Source organism: Streptomyces sp. NPDC045701, assembly GCF_056432045.1.
Genome location: NZ_JBWKJV010000013.1, coordinates 1 through 17,073 on the forward strand (window position 1 = coordinate 1; position 17,073 = coordinate 17,073).

Sequence of the window (17,073 nt, forward strand, 5' to 3'; positions counted from 1 at the left end):
CGCCCGCCCCCGCGGCTCCGACCTGGCGAAACGCGACGCGAACCGGGCATGCAACCCCGCCAGCACCCCGTCCCACTCCTCAACCAACCCCACCCCAAGCTCAGCCATACCCCAACTCAACCACAAACAAGTGCGATTGCAGTACTAGGAGTCGGCGTGGGTGCGGGTCTGCACGGGGAAGCGGCCCCCGGGGTCAGACGTGCGTCGCTCCGAGGGCCGTGGCGCGGGGTACGAGGAACCCGGGCGGGCCGCGCCGCGACAGGCTGTGCGCGAGGACGACGCCGTGGTGGCGCCGGAGGTCACGGGCCCGGGAACGCGGCGGGCGCGGGGCGTCGGGCAGCCGTACGGCGGCGAGCAGCAGCCGCAGCGGGGTGAAGGCGAGGGCGCCGATGGCGCGGGCGAGGCGGAAGAAGGCCGCCTCTCCGCGGGCCAGCCACAGCGCGCACACGGCGGCGGCCAGCAGATGGACGGCGACCATGCCGGGGGTGACGCCGTCGGCGAGGCCCGCGAGCAGGTCGGCCGGACCGCCGGATGCGGCCGGCGCCCCCGGTCCCCCGGCGGTGCCGTGCCCGCCCGGCGGGGCGGTGTCGTGCGCCATGCCGGGCATCGCGTGCGTGGTGCCCGGCGGCGGCGCGTGGCCGTGGTGCCCCCGGCCGCCACCCGTGAACGTCAGGTGCAGCACGGCCTGCGCGGTGAGCAGTGCCGTACCGATGAAGGCCGTTCCCCGGCGGCGGGCCGCCGCGAACCACGCCAGGGCGCCGGTGCCCGCGAAGGCGAGGAGCAGCGAGCCCGGCGGGACACCGTGCGCAGACATGGACGAATGCCCCGCGGCCGCCAACGCCACGCATACGGCCGCGAAGAGTGCGGCACGCAGGGCGCGCAGAGGGGACCGGGCATTCGTCATCGTCGGCCCATGCTGCCACCCCGGTGGCGGCGGCGGGAGACCGGCCGCTCTCCTGGCAGCAGAACCGCTGGTCGGAGCCGTGGCAAGCGGGGCACAGTGGGCGCGTGAGGCTACTGATGCTGGGTGGTACGGAGTTCGCCGGACGTGCCGTCGTGGGGGCGGCGCTCGGCCGCGGCTGGGAGGTGACGGTCTTCCACCGCGGCCGCCACGAGCCGCCCGCCGGTGTCGTGTCGCTGCTGGGCGACCGCACCGCGCCGGACGGGCTCGCGGCGCTCGCGCGGGGCGAGTGGGACGTGGTGGTCGACACCTGGTCGGCGGACCCGGTCGCGGTGCGGGACTCCGCGCGGCTGCTCGCCGACCGGGTGGGGCGTCATGTGTACGTCTCCAGCCGCAGCGTCTACGCGTGGCCGCCCGCGGTGGGCCTGGCCGAGGACGGCCCGGTGGTCGACGCCTCCCCGGACGCCACCGGGGTGCCCTACGCGCAGGCCAAGCGGGGCGGTGAGCTGGCGGCGGTCGGCGCGTTCGGCGAGGAGCGGGTGCTGTCGGGCCGCGCGGGCCTGATCATCGGCCCGTGGGAGAACGTCGGCCGCCTGCCCTGGTGGCTGAACCGGATCGCCCGGGGCGGGCCGGTGCTCGCCCCCGGGCCGCGCGACCTGGCCCTGCAGTACATCGACGTCCGCGACCTGGCGGAGTGGCTGCTGGACGCCGCGGAGGCGGGGTTGTCCGGCCCGTACGACCTGGTGAGCGAGCCGGGCCACGCGACCATGGGCGAGCTGCTCGACGCGTGTGTGCGGGCCACCGCCTCGGACGCCGAACTGCGCTGGCGGGACCCGGAGGCGGTGCTCGGCGCGGGCATCGAGCCCTGGTCGGGGCTGCCGGTCTGGATCCCGCCGGGTGAGCTGTACGAGGCGATGCACGGTGCTGACGTGAGCAAGGCGCTGGCGGCGGGCCTGCGGTGCCGCCCGGTCACCGAGACGGTCGCGGACACCTGGGCGTGGCTGCGCGGGCTCGGCGGGGCGGCACCCCTGCGGACGGACCGGCCGGCGGTGGGGATCACCCCGGAGCAGGAGGCGAGGGCGCTCGGCCGGTGAGGGCCGAGGCGTAGCGGTTCGCCCCCTTTGGGGACGTACTTTTCCATGAATTCCCGAGGGGGCTGAACGAGCCCCGGAGGACGCCCGTATGGAACGGAGCGGTTCACCCCGCCCAGGATTGGAGTTCCATGCGACGCACACGAAAACGCTCGACACTGGCCAACCGGGCGATCGCCGCCTCGGCTGCCCTGATACTGGGCGGCGGCGGGTTGATCGCGGCCAACGTCTACGCTTCCGCCGGCGAGGGCTGGTCCGGCTGGTCCGGCTCACAGCAGCAGCAGAGGCCGCTGAACGCCGGACAGGGGATGTCCACCATCGACTGCCCCGAGGTCGCCAACGGCCTTCCGGCGGTGCCCGAGCGGGCGCGCGCCGAGGTGGACCGGGAACTGGCGAACATGGACACCCAGATCACCGAGGCGTACCAGCGGTTCGCCGATCAAAGGCAACAGGTGCAGCAGGATCCCGCTTTTGCCCAGAACGCGATCCTGAATCCGTTGAAGGACAAGCGGGTTGCCGCCATCGAGCGGATCGTGATCGCCATCGACCGCATCGCGCAGCGTCCGGAGGGTCTGCAGAGCCTGGCCCCGTGCGCCCTGCGCGCGGACGACGCCAACCAGGTGAAGGACCAGAACGGCGACGTCGGCCAGAACGGCGGCAACCAGAACGGCGGTGATCAGAACGGGGACGGCGAGAACGGCGGTGACCAGGACCAGGGCGGTCAGGACCAGGGCGGCCAAGGTCAAGGCCAGGGACAAGGTCAAGGCCAGGGACAGGGACAGGGACAGGCGGGCAACGGGCCGGTGGCGGGCGACTTCACCGACATCCAGAGCGTCCAGCCCAACGTCCGCAACCCGCGCAAGCTGCGAGGTGCCTCGCGGGGAACCTTCACCACCAGTTGCGGAACGAACCAGAACGGCAAGTTCAACCCGGACAACGTGATCGTCGCGCCCGGCGTGAGCAACGGCGCCCACCACATGCACGACTATGTGGGCAACCAGGCCAACGACGCCTTCGCCAGCGACGACGACCTCGCCAACGGACAGACGACCTGCCGCAACCAGGGCGACAAGTCCACTTACTTCTGGCCGGTCCTGCGCCTGCAGAACGGCCAGAACGAGAACGACGCCAACGCGGACGGCGGTGGCAAGGACCAGAACGTCGGCGAGATCCTCACGCCCAGCCAGGTGACGATGAACTTCGTCGGCAGCCCGGTGGGCAAGGTCACGGCCATGCCGAAGTTCCTCCGCATCATCACCGGCGACGCCAAGGCGTTCACCAACGGTGTCGCGAACGCCAACGCCTCCTGGAGCTGCACCGGCTTCGAGGACCGGCAACTGAAGGACAAGTACCCGATCTGCCCCCAGGGCAGCCAGGTCGTCCGGTCCTTCAAGTTCCAGAGCTGCTGGGACGGCCGGAACACCGACAGCGCCAACCACCGCACGCATGTGGCCTTCGCCGACGGGAACGGGCGTTGTCCCAACGGGTTCCGGGCCATTCCGCAGCTCGTCCAGCGGATCGTCTACGACGTCCCGCAGGGGGCCGTGTTCGCGGTGGACTCGTTCCCCGAGCAGCTCCACAAGCCGGTCACCGACCACGGGGACTTCATCAACGTCTTCAACAACCGGCTGATGCAGCAGATGGTGAACTGCATCAACGGCGGGCGCCGGTGCGCCTGACCGGAGCCGGACGGGCCCGGCCGGGACCCGGCCGGCGCCCGGTCATGGCCTGACCGCGCCGCCGGACCGGCACACGGCGAGGGGCCGGACCACCACCTGGTGGTCCGGCCCCTCGCCGCTCGCGCGGTCAGCTTCCGTGCTGCCCCGTGTGGCCGTCGTGGCCTTCCTCGCCCTTCCCGCCACCGTGACCGCCACCGCTCCCGGAGTGGTGCGAGGAGCCGGCCTCGACCTCCCCGCCGAGCCGGTCGCGCAGCGCCGTGACCACCTTCTCCTCGCCGACGGCCACCCACTTGCGGCCGACCAGGTACGAGCCCCCGTAGTCGTTCGCCTCGTTGATCCACTCGCGCTGACCCCGGTCGGTGGCGAAGGTGGCCAGCACGTACGCGCCGTCCTTCGTCGTGCAGTTGGCCTGGCGGATCTCCTCCGCGTCCGTCTGAATGTTCGGGTCGCAGGCGACCTTCGCCGCCAGCTCCTCCAGGGTGCCCGTCGCCGTCCGCGGCTCGGCGTCGGACTCCTCCCCGCCCGCGCCGCACGCCGCCGCGGGCAGAGCCAGGGCCACCAGGGCGGCCGTCACCAACGCCAAACGAGTTCGCTCCGTACGCATCCGGCCATCGTGCCGGTTCGTACCCCGGCCCAGGGGGCGAACGCCGAGTAACGTGCGACACGTCCGCACCTGATGTTCCGTCAGCATCGTGGAGGAGCGCGCCGTGACCGACCTGTCGAGACGAACGCTGCTGGGGGCCGCCGGCGCGATCGGCGTGGGCACCACGCTCACCGGAGCGGCGAGACCGCCCGCCCGCCCGGAGGAGGACCGCATGGGTCCGGCCCGCGCCGCCCTCGAACGGCTGCTGCCCGGCCACGCGGACCAGATCCGGCTCACCCCGCTCCACGGCGGACCGGACCGCTTCCGGGTCACGGGTTCCACCGGCCGCGTCGAGGTCGCCGCCACCGGCCCCGGCACGGCCCTGACGGGCGTCCACTGGTACCTGAAGTACCGGTGCGGGGCGCACATCTCCTGGTCCGGCACGCAGACGGACCTGCCGGCCCGCCTGCCCGCGCCCCGCGAGCCGCTCGCCCGCGAGGCCACCGTCGCGCACCGGTTCGCGTTCAACGACACGCACGACGGGTACACCGCGCCGTACGCCGACTGGGCGCGCTGGGAGCGGCTGATCGACGTCCTCGCCCTGCACGGCTGCAACGAGGTCCTCGTCACCACCGGGCAGGAGGCCGTCTACCACCGCCTCCTGCGGGACTTCGGCTACACGGACGCCGAGGCCCGCGCCTGGCTGCCCGCGCCCTCCCACCAGCCCTGGTGGCTGTTGCAGAACATGAGCGCGTACGGCGGCCCCCTCAGCGCGGAGCTGATCGCCCGCCGGGCGGCGCTGGGCCGCCGCGTCACGGACCGGATGCGCGAGCTCGGGATGCGCCCCGTCCTGCCCGGCTACTTCGGCACCGTCCCGGGCGGTTTCGCGGCCCGCAACCCCGGCGCCCGGACGATCCCGCAGGGCGTCTGGGCGGGTCTGGAGCGCCCCGACTGGCTCGACCCGCGCACCGGGTCCTTCGCGCGCGTGGCGGCGGCCTTCTACCGCCACCAGGAGGACCTGTTCGGCGACGTGCGGCACTTCAAGATGGACCTGCTCCACGAGGGCGGCTCGGCCGGTGACGTGCCCGTCCCCGAGGCCGCCCGCGCCGTGGAGGCCGCGCTCCGCGCCGCCCGTCCCGGCGCCACCTGGGTGATCCTCGGCTGGCAGGCCAACCCGCGGCGGGACCTGCTCGACGCGCTCGACCCGGCCGGGCTCCTCGTCGTCGACGGGCTGTCCGACCTGGAGGCCGTCACCGACCGGGAGCGGGACTGGGGCGGCGTCCCGTACGCCTTCGGCACCATTCCCAACTTCGGCGGCCGGACCACCATCGGAGCCAAGACCCACCTGTGGGCCGAGCGCTTCACCGCCTGGCGCGACAAGCCCGGCTCCGCCCTCGTCGGGACGGCCTACATGCCGGAGGCAGCCGAGCGGGACCCGGCCGCCTTCGAACTGTTCTCCGAGCTGGCCTGGCGACGCGAGCCGGTGGACCGCACCCGCTGGTTCGAGCGGTACGCCGACCTGCGCTACGGCGGCCGGGACGCACACGCGCGTGAGGCCTTCGCCGTCCTGCGGGACACCGCGTACCGGATCACCAGCCGCGACGGCCGCCCCCACGACTCGGTCTTCGCCGCCCGCCCCAGCCTCACCGCCTCCTCGGGCGCCCACTACGCCACCCACACCCCGGCGTTCGACTCCGCCCGCTTCGACCGGGCGTTCGCCGCGCTGCTCGGCGTACGGGAGCCGCTGCGCCGCTCGGACGCGTACCGCCACGACCTCACCGACCTGGGCCGCCAGGTGCTGGCCAACCGCTCCTGGCAGCTGATCGGTCAGCTGAGAGCGGCGTTCGCGCGCGAGGACCTGGACACCTTCCGCGCGCTGTCCCGGTTGTGGCTGCGGCTGATGCGGCTGAGCGACGACATGACCGGCTCGCACCACGCCTTCCTCCTCGGCCCCTGGCTCGCGGACGCCCGCCGCGAGGGCCTGGAGCGCACCGCCCGCGTGCTCGTCACCACCTGGGGCGACCGCCCGACCGCCGACGCGGGGCACCTCGCCAACTACGCCAACCGCGACTGGTCCGGCCTGATCGCCGACTTCCACCTCCCCCACTGGCGGGCGTACCTCGACGAGCTGGAGGACGCCCTCGCGCAGGGCCGCGCGCCCAGGGCCTTCGACTGGTACGCGATCGAGGAGCCCTGGACGTACGAGACGAAGACCTACCCTCTCCGGCCCCGGCACGACCCGTACCGCACCGCCCGGCGCGTCCACGAGACCCTCGCCCGCGCCCCCTTCCAGGGCGCCGTCACCATCACCGCCACCCCCGCGGCCCTCCCCCCGGGCGCCGCCGCCGAGGTCACCGCCACCTTCCGGAACGTCAACGGCCTGCGCGCCACGGGTCCCGTGAGCCTGGTCCTCACGGGCTTCGGGGACCAGCCGCCGCTGAGGCTCCCGTCCGTCCCGGCGGCCGGCACGGGCACCGTCTCCTGGGGCGTCCGCGCCCCGGCCGGCCCGCTCGCCACCCCCGTCGAACCGCTCCCCTGCGAGGTGCTCGCCACCTACGGCCCCGAGGGCGAGACCCCGGTCACCACCGTGCACCGGGGGGACCTGTACCTGGCCGGGCCCCTGGACCGGCGATGGCGCACCTACGCCAACAACGGGGCCGTCTTCGGGCAGGCGGGAGGCCGGTACGCCGTCAACGGCGGCGGCCAGGACCTGTGGAAGGCCACCGCCGAGTTCGGCACCCTCTACGAGGAGGGGGTTCTCCGCGACGGCACGGTCCTGACCGTCCGGGTGGACGCGCAGGACGCGACCGGCCCCTGGGCCCGTGCCGGGATCGTCGTACGGAACTCCCTGGCGACCCCCGGGGCGCCCGGCTTCCTCAACCTGGCGGTGACCCCGCTCAACGGCGTGGTCCTGTCCTACGACGCGAACGGCGACGGCACCCTCGACACCTACCGGAGGATCACCGGGGTGCGGGCGCCGGTGCTGCTGCGGCTGTCCCGCGCGGCGGACGGCGTCACCGGGTCCTGCTCGACGGACGGCGGCGCCACCTGGCGTACGGTCGCCACCGTCCGGGTGCCGGGCGCGGCGGCCGTGCAGGACGCGGGCCTGTTCATGACCGCCATGCACGGTGGTGCGGGGGTGCGCGGGACGGCCGTGTTCAGCTCGGTGGGCGGCTGGGGGGACACGCCCGGCGGGTGACCATCCCCGGATTCGCTCGTTCTGCTGAACGTGAGCACCCAGGAACTCGCCGCCCCCGCCCCCGCGCCCGTCGACGTCGACCAGGCCGAGGCGGCCCTCGTCGAGCACTACCCCAGGCTGGTGCGGATCGCCTATCTGGTGCTGCCGCCCGCCCTCGGGCGCAACCGCCGTGTGCTGACCGCGCACTCCGTGGTGCAGCGCTCGCTGCCGCGGCGCCGGGCCTCGGGCGACGAGGGCGGGATGCCGGGGCAGCGGCGGGCCGAGGACGCGGTCGACCCGGGGTACGCGTTCGTGCGCGTCCGGGTGCTGCGCCATGCCCTGGACGCGGGGCTGCCGCTGCGGTGGAAGGCGTGGCCCAAGCGGGCGCAGCTGCCGCCGCTGCTGCCCCAGGTGTGGGGGCTGCGGCTGTTCCCGCGGGCCGGTGGCGCGGACGAACTGGCGCTGGACCAGCGGTTGTCGGACCTGTCGGGGCCGGGCCGCGCGGCGTACGTGCTGCGCGGGCTGGAGCGGCAGGGCGACGCCGAGGTGCGGCGGGTCCTGGCGGCCGCCGGGGTGGCGGACCCCAAGGCGGCGCTGGCCGAGGCGGACGCGGTGGCGGAGCCGGGCGGGGTCGGCGCCGCCGGGCTGCTGGAGTCGCCCGAGTTCGACCCCTGCTCGTTGCAGGCCCGGCCCACGGACCTGATGCGGCGGCGCCAGCACGGCAAGGCGGCGCTCGCGGCGCTCGCGGCGGCCGTGGTGTGCGGGGCGCTGCTGGGGCTGCCGGGCGACGGGTGGGGGCCGGACGGGGCGGCCGCCCCGGCGTACGCGCGCAATCCGGTGTCCGAGGCGGCTCTCGACCCGGGCAATCTGCGGCGGGTCGCCCCGGCCGCCTGGCAGCGCTCGGAGCGCATGGACTTCTCGGTGTGGCCGGCGCGCGGCAGCCTCGTCGACGACCGGGCGCTGCTGCGGCGGGCGCTGGCGGTGTGGGCGCGGCCGGGTGCCACCGTGCAGGCGTCGGCGACGCCCGGCACCCCGCCGGGGCCGCCGATGGGGCCGCCGCAGCTGCTGTTCGCCGGTGAGGTCGACCAGGCGCGGGTGGTGCTGTTCCACGACGGGCTGCGGGCGGTGCGGTACGCGGAGCCGAGGGACGGCACGGAGGGCGCGGCGCTGGACTTCGCCCGGACGGACGGCGCGGACACGGCGTCGGCCACCGCCCTGGTGGTGGGGCGTACACACGCCAATGTGCGGTATCTGACGGCGCCGTGGGTACGGGAGGTGTCGGCGCGCGACCTGCTGGACCCGTCGGGCGGGGCGCGCCCGCTGGAGCGGGACGCGCACGGGGTGACGGGCGCGCTGCTCAGCCCGGTGGCGCCGAGCGAGTGCCGGGCGTGGGACGTGCTGGAGGCGCGCGACGGCTCGGCGACCCGGACCCTGACCGATCTCGGGGAGCTGGCCCCGGCGCGGCTGACGTCGGGCCCGCCGTCCGCGCCCGCCGACCTGGCGGACGCGGGGGCCGGGGCGCGTGCGGAGTGGGCGCGGACGGCGTGTCTGCTGCCGGCGGTCCGCTCCAAGGGCGTGCGGGCGGTGAACTCCTGGCGGTTCGCCGAGCAGGAGCTCCCGGGCGCGGCCGGTGCGGCGGGCACCGCCGCCTGGGTGTGCACGCGGATGGAGACCTGGCGCGGTACGGGAGGTTCGGTGCTGGCCCAGTTCCAGGCGCCGTCCGCGAAGGCGGGCGCGGTAGTGGCGAGAGCGCAGGGGTCCCCGGCGTGCGGGACGCGGGAGCCCCGTGTCCTGGCGGGTGCCCTGTGGCGGTCAGCGGACGGGCGGTGGTGGATGCTGGCGGCCGGCAGTCCGCAGGTGACGTCGGTCGCCGTGTCGGGCGGGGCGACGGGCGGCGTGGACGGCGACCGGCTGCTCGCCGTGGAGGTCCCGGGCAAGCCGGGCCGGCAGGTCGAGTTGACCGGGCGGCTGGAGGACGGCACGCAGATCACGTCCCTGCGCTGACCCCCCGGCGGAGGATGTCGAGCACCGGTCGGGCGGCTGGTGCCGGATCTGTGAGGCGGTGGGGCACCGGCGGCCGGTGCCCCACCGCCCAACCCGTCAGAACGGCGGCTCGACCCAGTCGTCGCACACCGTGTGCGACTTCACCCGGTGCGGGACACCCTTGACGGTGAGCGTGACATAACCGCCGTACGGCCCGCCCGTGGTGGCGTGCCCCAACCAGCAGTCCTCGACGACGTCGGTCGGACCGTAACAGGCGTGGTTCATCCCCGTGGGCAGCGTCTTCTCGTTGCACACAGCGTCACCGAAGTCACTGGTGATGCCGCCGCTCATCGTGACGGGCTTGCCGGAGAAGTTGTTGGCCACGAGGACGACCTGGGCCTTGCCCAGGTCGCTGACGACGAGGCAGCCCTGGAATCTGACCCCTGGTGCGGCCGGGTGCTCGACGGCCTTCTCGCAGCGGAACGGCCCGGCGGCCGGCTGCCAGTTGGGAGCCGCCACCGCGGTGCCCGCCCCCAGGACGGTGGCACCGATCAACGCCGCCCCGGCGGCGACCCCCTTGAACGTCTTGTGCACGAACACCCCTCCCCTTGATCACATGTTCGATACGTCGAAGCGTAGATCACTTCCGGTGAGATATCCGGTCATTTACGGCAGCAGGATCCAGTCGGCGGCGAGGGCGGCGAGGAGGCCGGTGGCGAGAAGCCAGGTGCCCAGGCGGGTGCGGCCGTTGCGGCTGAGTTCGATGACCACACCGCACAGGATCATGGCCAGCCCGTAGACGCCGACCACCAGGACGGAGGTCCGGCTGGCCAGCCGGAGCACCAGGACGACCGCCATCGCCACCAGCAGGACGGACGCCGCGGCGATGCGCAGGCGCCGGGCCTGGCGCGGGGTGAAGCCGGTGCGCGGGGCCGGGGATTCGGGGTCGGAGGTGGTCATGTCCGGCAGCGTAGCGAACTGTGTAGGGGCCACTGTTCGAAGGGCTGTCGGTCGCGGACGTTAGGCTGTTCGCATGACGACCGGGGCGCGGCGCAGGATGGGCGTCGAGGAGCGCAGGCAGCAGTTGATCGGGGTCGCCCTGGAGCTGTTCGGCCGCCGCTCCCCCGAGGACGTGTCGATCGACGAGATCGCCGCCGCCGCGGGCATATCCCGGCCGCTGGTCTACCACTACTTCCCCGGCAAGCAGAGCCTGTACGAGGCGGCGCTGCGGCGCGCGGCGGACGAGCTGGTCGGCCGGTTCGTCGAGCCGCGCCGGGGGCCGCTGGGGGCGCGGCTGCTGCGGGTCATGGAGCGGTTCTTCGACTTCGTCGAGGAGCACGGGCCGGGGTTCTCGGCGTTGATGCGGGGCGGGCCTGCGGTCGGCTCCAGCACGACGAACGCCATGATCGACGAGGTGCGCCAGGCGGCGTACGAGCAGATCGTGTCCCACCTCGGTGTCACGGATCCGTCCGCCCGCCTGGAGCTGGTCGTGCGGTCGTGGGTGTCGCTCGCCGAGTCGACGGCGCTGCTCTGGCTGGACGGGCGCCGGATACCGCGCGAGGAGTTGCAGGTGCAGCTGGTGCGCGACTTCGCGGCGCTGGCGGCGGTGAGCGCGGCGTACGACGAGGAGACGGCCTCGCTGCTGCTGCACGTGCTGGCCGACGAGCCGGTCGACGGCCCGTTCGGCGAGCTGGTCGACCGGCTGGCGACGCTGCTGCCGAAGGTGCCGGCCGGGACGGCTCGGAGCGTCGGCTAGAGCGGCACCCGGGGGCCGGGCGTCAGCGGGAGCGGTAGGAGGGGTCGAGGTCGTGGACCTCGGCGGAGACGTGCAGTGCCCGGCCCTCGGCCGGCTTGACGAACTGCGGTACGAGCGCGAGGACGGCTTCCGTCAGCCGCGTCTTGGCCTCGTCGCCACGTCCGGCCAGCAGGTCGATGCCGACGTGCACCAGGGCGTCGTCGGCCGCGCCGTCCCCGACCACGGTGTCCTCGGCCCGGCGGGTGCGCGTCTTGCAGGCGGCGAGCCGGGCGCCGACCGTCTCGACGACGAGGGGGTGGAGGGCCAGGGCGAAGCCCCGGCGGTCGAAGTCCTCGTCGAGGGAGGCGGAGTAGTCGACGGTGATCTGCGGCATGGCTGCGGCTCCTGGTCGTGGCGGGTCTCCGGGCCACGATAGAGCGGGGCGCCACGGCCGGGAACAGGTGTCCGGACCGTGGCACCCCGCCGGTGGCCGGGGAGTGCGGACACGACCTAGCGCCGGGTGAACACCGCCACCGTGCGGGCCGGGACCGTGAAGGTGCCGGTGGCCGCCGCGTACGAGGACTCCTTGACGGTGGTGTCGGAGCCGTTCGCCTGGACCGGGTGGAGGGCGTAGCCCTCGCCGGACAGGGCGGGGACGGTCTGCGCCCGCTCCTTCGGCGTGGCGTTGAAGACCACGACGAGCTTCCCGAGGCGCATGGTGATCACGCCGGGGGTCTCCCGCGTGCCGGAGAGCGGGAAGGAGAGCACGGTCTGCACCGCGTCGGCCGTGGCCAGGCTGAAGTCCTTCTCCGTCGTACGGATCTTCAGCAGGTCGCGGTAGGCGGCGGAGGCCCCGGTGATCTGCGGGCAGCCGACCGTGAGGGACGGGGAGGTCAGCAGCGGCTTGCCGAACGACCACTTGTCCTTGTTGTCGGGCGCCGGCGGCAGGCCGCGCCCGAAGCCGTTGCCGGCCCGGCAGTCCCAGTTGAGGACGTTGAACCAGTCACCGCTGTCGTAGGAGTTGCGGTCCAGCGACTTGGAGCGGAGCAGGTCGGTGCCCGCCTGGGAGAGCGCCGGGCCCTGGGACAGCGCGGCGGTCGCCATGGCGAGGACCTGCGTCCTGGCCCGGTCGTCGGGGGACGTGGCCGCCGGGAGCTTGAAGGCGAGCGCGTCGTACAGGGTCTCGTTGTCGTGGGCGTCCGCGTAGGCGAGGGCGTCGCCGGGGGCGGCGGCGTAGCCGGCGGGGGCGCCGTTGTAGTCGACGTCGGAGCCCTTGACCTTCCGGCCCGAGGTGTCGGTGAAGGTGTAGGCGGCGAGGTTGCCGGACAGGCCGACCTTGATCAGGTCCTGGTAGTGCAGGAGGCGGGCCTTCTGCTCGGCCGGGTTGCCGTTGGCCGTGGACGCGTTCGGGTCGGTGAACAGGCCGGAGGCGAAGCCCTGGACGCCGGGGTCGGCGTCGAAGGGGCCACCGCCGCGCACGGCGTCGCGGGCCCGGTCGGAGAAGGTGGCGATGCCGGTGCCGGCCATGTTCTTCTGGGTCGCCTGGACGAAGCGGGCGTCGTCGGCGATCTCGCCGAAGTTCCAGCCCTCGCCGTACAGGATGATCTTCTTGCCGTCGACGCCGTCCTTCGCGACGGTGAGCCCGTCGAGGGCCTTGCGGACGGCCAGGATGTTGGCCTTGGGGTGGTGACCCATCAGGTCGAAGCGGAAGCCGTCGACCTTGTAGTCCTTGGCCCAGGTGACCACGGAGTCGACGACGAGCTTGCCCATCATCGTGTTCTCGGGCGCCGTGTTGGCGCAGCAGGTGGAGGTGGCGACGGTGCCGTCGGCGAGCAGCCGCTGGTAGTAGCCGGGGACGATCCTGTCGAGGACCGATTTGTCGGCCTGGCCGCTCGCCACGGTGTGGTTGTAGACCACGTCCATGACGGTGCGCAGCCCGGCCTTGTTCAGGCCCTGCACCATGCGGCGGAACTCCACGGTGCGGCGGGTGCCGTGGGGGTCGGAGGCGTAGGAGCCCTCCGGGACGGTGTAGTGCAGCGGGTCGTAGCCCCAGTTGAAGGCGTCCTTGGCGGCGGCCCGGGCGACGCACGCCTGCTGTTCGTCGGAGTCGGGCGCGTACGCCTTGAGGTCGCAGTCGGGGGTGGCCTGGCCGGACTTCTGCTCGGGGACGGTGCCGATGTCGAAGACGGGCAGCAGGTGGACGTAGGAGGTGCCGCTGCCGGCCAGCTTCCTCAGGTGCTTCATGCCGTCCGACGCGGTGTCGGTGAAGGCGAGGTAGCCGCCGGGGTGCTTGGAGGTGGGGTCGGCGATCGAGAAGTCGCGGACGTGCAGTTCCTGGATCTGGGCGTTCCGCAGCGGGGTGGCGGCGGGCTTCTTCAGCGTCGTCCAGCCCGCCGGGGCGAGCTTCGGGTCGGTGAGGTCGGTGACCAGGCTCCGGGCGGAGTCGGCGGTGAGAGCGGTGGAGTAGGGGTCGGTGACCTTGTTGGTGACCACCTTCTGGACGGTGGGCGCCCAGACCTTCACCTCGTACCGGTACGGCTTGTTCCGCCAGCTCTTGCCGCCGGTGACCGACCAGACGCCGGTGGCCGCGTCGCGCTTCATGGCCACGCGCCGGCCGTCGAGTTCGAGGGCGACGTTCTGGGCGGTGGGTGCCCAGACGGAGAGGGTGGGCGTGCCCTTGCGGAACACCGGGCCGAGGGCCCTGGCTTGCGCCTTGGTGCCGTACAGGTCGTCGAGGACGCCCGGGATCTGGACGCCGGTGGCGGCGAGCAGGGCGCCGTTGGGGGCGCGGTGGGTGGCGATGAGCTGACCGCGCAGGGCGGTCCGCACGCGGTCGCGGTCGCGCGGGTCGACGTTGAAGGCGGGGTGGTCCTTGAGGTGCGGGTACGTCGCCTTCTGGGCGTCGGTGAGGGCGGCGGGGTTCAGGCGCAGCCAGCGGCCCTCGTCGGACAGGGCGCCGTCGGGTGCGGTGATGGAGCCGTCCTCGTCGTACACGAGCTGGGTGCTGCTGCCGGGCGCGGCCTTCACCTTCCAGACCACGGTGCCGGCGTCGATCCACTGGGCCTCGGCCTTGGTGAGGTCGAGCGTGGGTGCGGCGCCCGTGGTGGGCAGCAGGTAGGCGCTGTCACCGGTGAGGAGGAAGACCTCCTTGCCGTGGGTGCCGAAGTCGAGGGACCGGTCGGCGGGGATGTCCTTCTCGTCGCCCTTGTGGACGATGTAGGAGAGGGACGTGGCCCCGGGGGCGAGCGGCACTTCGAAGGTGAGGCCGAAGGCGTCCTTCCTCACCGGCTGGAGCGGCTTGGACCAGTCGGTGGGGGCGGCGGCGCCGGTCCAGGTGTGCAGGCCCCAGCCGTCGTAGTTCCCGTCGGGGCGGTGGTAGTGGATGAGGGCCTTGCCCTGGTCCTGCGGCGGGTAGGCGCCGTCGGGGGCCTTGTTCTGCTGGCCGTCCGCGCCCTGCTTGATCCACACCTCGCCGGTGGCGGTCAGGTCGATGGTGCGCTGCGGGCCGTCGGCGGTCCCGCTCTTCTCGACGGTGTACGGGAGCGACGTGGCGCCGTCCTCGACCTTGACCCAGGCGAAGGCGCCGTACGCGTCACGGCCGGTGAAGGCGGCGGTCGTCGCCCCGGTCCTCAGCTGCCAGCCGTCGTAGTCGCCGTCGGGCCGCTGGTAGTGGACGACGGCGTGGTCGCGGTCGACGGCGCTGGGCCTGCCGGGTTTCGGTGCCTGTCCGGCGGTGGTGGCGGCGAGGGCGGCGGCGGTGCGGCCGGCGCTGTCGACGACGACGGCCTTGTAGCGCAGGGCCGTTCCCCGGGGGGCGGTGACGGTGTGGGTGACCTTGTACGGGGCGTGGTCGGCCGAGCCGAGGGTCTGCCACTTCCCGTTGCCGGTCTGGGCGGCGAAGACGACGCGGTTCAGGCTGCCGCCGTCGACGTCCGCGGTGATCTCGACGGTGCCGGTGGCGCCGGCGGCCGGGGCCCTGAGGGTGATGGTGGGCGCGGAGGCCGGGGCCGGGACGGGCTTGCCGGCCTTGAGGACGACGGAGGACAGGGCGGGGACGGTCACCTTCAGCCGGTCGGCGGTGCTGGTGACGGTGCCCTTGCCGCCGTACAGGGTGGTGAAGGCGGTGTCCGGGGAGTCGGTGGCGAGTTCCACGGTCTTCGGGGCGGCGGCGTTGTTGACGGCGACGACGTACTCGGTGCGCGTCTTCGCGTCCGTACGGGAGAAGGCGTACACGCCCTGGCCGTCGTCGGCGTGCCGCTCGGTCTGGACGCCGTCTCGGAGGGCCGGGTGGGCCTTGGTGAGCCGGGAGAGGGCCGCGATGGAGCGGTAGAGGGGGTGGCCGGTGTCGTACGCGTCGGTGGCGTGCGTGCGGTCGGTGCCGAGCTGGTCGTCGTCGAGGTAGTCGGGGGTCTTCGACGCGAACAGGGTCTGCCGGGCGTCCTTGTCGCCGCCGGCGCCGGTGAAGCCCTGCTCGTCGCCGTAGTAGACGACCGGATTGCCGCGGGTGAGGAACATCAGCTCGTTGGCGAGCCGGTAGCGGTTCAGGAGTTCCTGGTCGCCGGCCCCGGCGTTGTCCTGCTTCAGGAAGGTGCCGAAGCGGCCCATGTCGTGGTTGCCGAGGAAGGGCACCGACTCGTAGGCGTTAGCCTTGTCGGTGGTGTAGCGGTAGTCCTGGGCGAACAGTTCGGAGAGCTTCCCGGCGGGGCCGCCCTGGGAGGCGTATCGGCGGGCGGCGTCCTGGAAGGGGAAGTCGAGGGTGGCGTCGAGGCGGCCCTCGGTGACGTAGGGGGCGGTGACGGCCGGGTCGGCGGAGTACACCTCGCCGAACATGAAGAAGTCGTCACGGCCGTGCTTGGCGGCGTACGCGTCGAGGGCGGTGGCCCACTGCGTCCAGAACTCCGCGTTGACGTGCTTGACGGTGTCGATGCGGAAGCCGTCGATGTCGAAGTCGCGCACCCAGCGCTGGTAGATCTTCTCCATGCCCTCGACGACCTCGGGGCGCTCGGTCCACAGGTCGTCCAGGCCGGCGAAGTCGCCCTGGGTGGAGGACTCCCCGGCGAAGGTCGAGTCGCCCCGGTTGTGGTACATCGTCGGGTCGTTGAGCCAGGAGGGGACCTTGAGGTTCTTCTTGGCCTCGGGAACGACCGGTGTGCGCGGGAAGGAGTCGCGGTCGGTCCGGGGGAACGGCTTGGTGCCGTCGGCGTGGTCGGCGTCGTCGAACGGGGCGCCGTCCTCGGTGAGGTACGGGAAGGCGCCCTTGGAGAGGTAGCCGTAGGACTTTTCCTCGTAGTCGACGACGTCGGCGGTGTGGTTGGTGATGACGTCGAAGAAGACCTTCATGCCCTTGGCGTGGGCCTTGTCGATGAGCTTCTCCAGGTCGGCGTTGGTGCCGAAGTGCGGGTCGACCTGGGTGAAGTCGGTGATCCAGTAGCCGTGGTAGCCGGCCGAGGCGTCCTTGCCCTCGCCCTGGACGGGCTGGTTCTTGAAGATGGGCGCCATCCAAATGGCGGTGGTGCCCAGGCCCTTGATGTAGTCGAGCCTCTCGGTGAGCCCCTTGAGGTCGCCGCCCTGGTAGAAGCCCTTGTCGGCGGGGTCGTGGCCGGTGGTGAGACGGGACCCGGTCAGTCCGCCGCGGTCGTTGCGGGGGTCGCCGTTGGCGAACCGGTCGGGCAGGACGAAGTAGAACTGCTCGCGGGTCAGGTCGTGCCGGGCGGGCTCGCCCGCGAGCGCCCTGTCGGACGGCGGGGCGGGTGGCGCGGGCGCGGCGGTCGCCGGCAGGGCCGGGACGAGTGCCGCGACCGTCGCCGCCGCGAGGGCGGCCGCGGTTCTGCGCGGGGCGCGCGGGGCGCGCGGCAGGGAGCGGGGGCGTATCAAGGCGGATCTCCTCGATGAGGGTGACGCGGACGGGGTGCGTGCCGCCCCG

The 17,073-nt window shown here is 73.4% G+C and carries 11 protein-coding genes; 5 read left to right on the forward strand and 6 right to left on the reverse strand.

What is annotated here, in order from left to right:
* Window positions 1-193: 193 nt before the first annotated feature.
* Window positions 194-814, reverse strand: a complete 621-nt coding sequence (locus AC07DW_RS16430) for a hypothetical protein (RefSeq protein ID WP_478858339.1) — start codon at window positions 812-814, stop codon at window positions 194-196.
* Window positions 815-1,008: 194 nt separating this feature from the next.
* On the opposite strand from AC07DW_RS16430, the gene AC07DW_RS16435 reads away from it, so the two are divergent.
* Window positions 1,009-1,995 carry an NAD-dependent epimerase/dehydratase family protein gene (locus tag AC07DW_RS16435; RefSeq protein ID WP_478858340.1) on the forward strand — a complete coding sequence of 329 codons (987 nt, stop codon included), beginning with the start codon at window positions 1,009-1,011 and terminating at the stop codon, window positions 1,993-1,995.
* A gap of 128 nt (window positions 1,996-2,123) precedes the next feature.
* Window positions 2,124-3,671, forward strand: coding sequence for a DUF1996 domain-containing protein (locus AC07DW_RS16440; RefSeq protein ID WP_478858341.1), 1,548 nt, complete (start codon window positions 2,124-2,126; stop codon window positions 3,669-3,671).
* Window positions 3,672-3,798: 127 nt separating this feature from the next.
* Here AC07DW_RS16440 and AC07DW_RS16445 read toward each other — a convergent pair whose 3' ends face one another.
* Complete coding sequence (locus AC07DW_RS16445) at window positions 3,799-4,275, reverse strand: hypothetical protein (protein ID WP_478858342.1); 477 nt, start codon at window positions 4,273-4,275, stop codon at window positions 3,799-3,801.
* Between the two features lie 103 nt (window positions 4,276-4,378).
* Here AC07DW_RS16445 and AC07DW_RS16450 point away from each other — a divergent pair, with 103 nt between their 5' ends.
* Both AC07DW_RS16450 and AC07DW_RS16455 read left to right on the forward strand, forming a co-directional pair.
* On the forward strand, window positions 4,379-7,453 hold the full coding sequence (locus AC07DW_RS16450) for an alpha-N-acetylglucosaminidase (RefSeq protein ID WP_478858343.1): 3,075 nt from the start codon (window positions 4,379-4,381) through the stop codon (window positions 7,451-7,453).
* Window positions 7,454-7,474: 21 nt separating this feature from the next.
* Window positions 7,475-9,436, forward strand: coding sequence for a hypothetical protein (locus AC07DW_RS16455; RefSeq protein ID WP_478858467.1), 1,962 nt, complete (start codon window positions 7,475-7,477; stop codon window positions 9,434-9,436).
* Window positions 9,437-9,532: 96 nt separating this feature from the next.
* Here AC07DW_RS16455 and AC07DW_RS16460 read toward each other — a convergent pair whose 3' ends face one another.
* Both AC07DW_RS16460 and AC07DW_RS16465 read right to left on the reverse strand, forming a co-directional pair.
* Window positions 9,533-10,009 (reverse strand): hypothetical protein, encoded by a 477-nt coding sequence (locus tag AC07DW_RS16460; protein ID WP_478858344.1) that lies wholly within the window; start codon window positions 10,007-10,009, stop codon window positions 9,533-9,535.
* A 72-nt stretch (window positions 10,010-10,081) separates the two neighbouring features.
* Complete coding sequence (locus tag AC07DW_RS16465) at window positions 10,082-10,375, reverse strand: hypothetical protein (RefSeq protein ID WP_478858345.1); 294 nt, start codon at window positions 10,373-10,375, stop codon at window positions 10,082-10,084.
* Window positions 10,376-10,448: 73 nt separating this feature from the next.
* Here AC07DW_RS16465 and AC07DW_RS16470 point away from each other — a divergent pair, with 73 nt between their 5' ends.
* Window positions 10,449-11,171 (forward strand): TetR/AcrR family transcriptional regulator, encoded by a 723-nt coding sequence (locus AC07DW_RS16470; protein ID WP_478858346.1) that lies wholly within the window; start codon window positions 10,449-10,451, stop codon window positions 11,169-11,171.
* A 22-nt stretch (window positions 11,172-11,193) separates the two neighbouring features.
* Here the strand turns inward: AC07DW_RS16470 and AC07DW_RS16475 are convergent, their stop codons facing one another.
* Window positions 11,194-11,544: a 5-carboxymethyl-2-hydroxymuconate Delta-isomerase gene (locus AC07DW_RS16475; protein WP_478858347.1), complete on the reverse strand. Its 351-nt coding sequence runs from the start codon at window positions 11,542-11,544 to the stop codon at window positions 11,194-11,196.
* 116 nt (window positions 11,545-11,660) lie between these two features.
* Window positions 11,661-17,024, reverse strand: a complete 5,364-nt coding sequence (gene pulA, locus AC07DW_RS16480; protein WP_478858348.1) for a pullulanase-type alpha-1,6-glucosidase — start codon at window positions 17,022-17,024, stop codon at window positions 11,661-11,663.
* Window positions 17,025-17,073 lie beyond the last annotated feature (49 nt).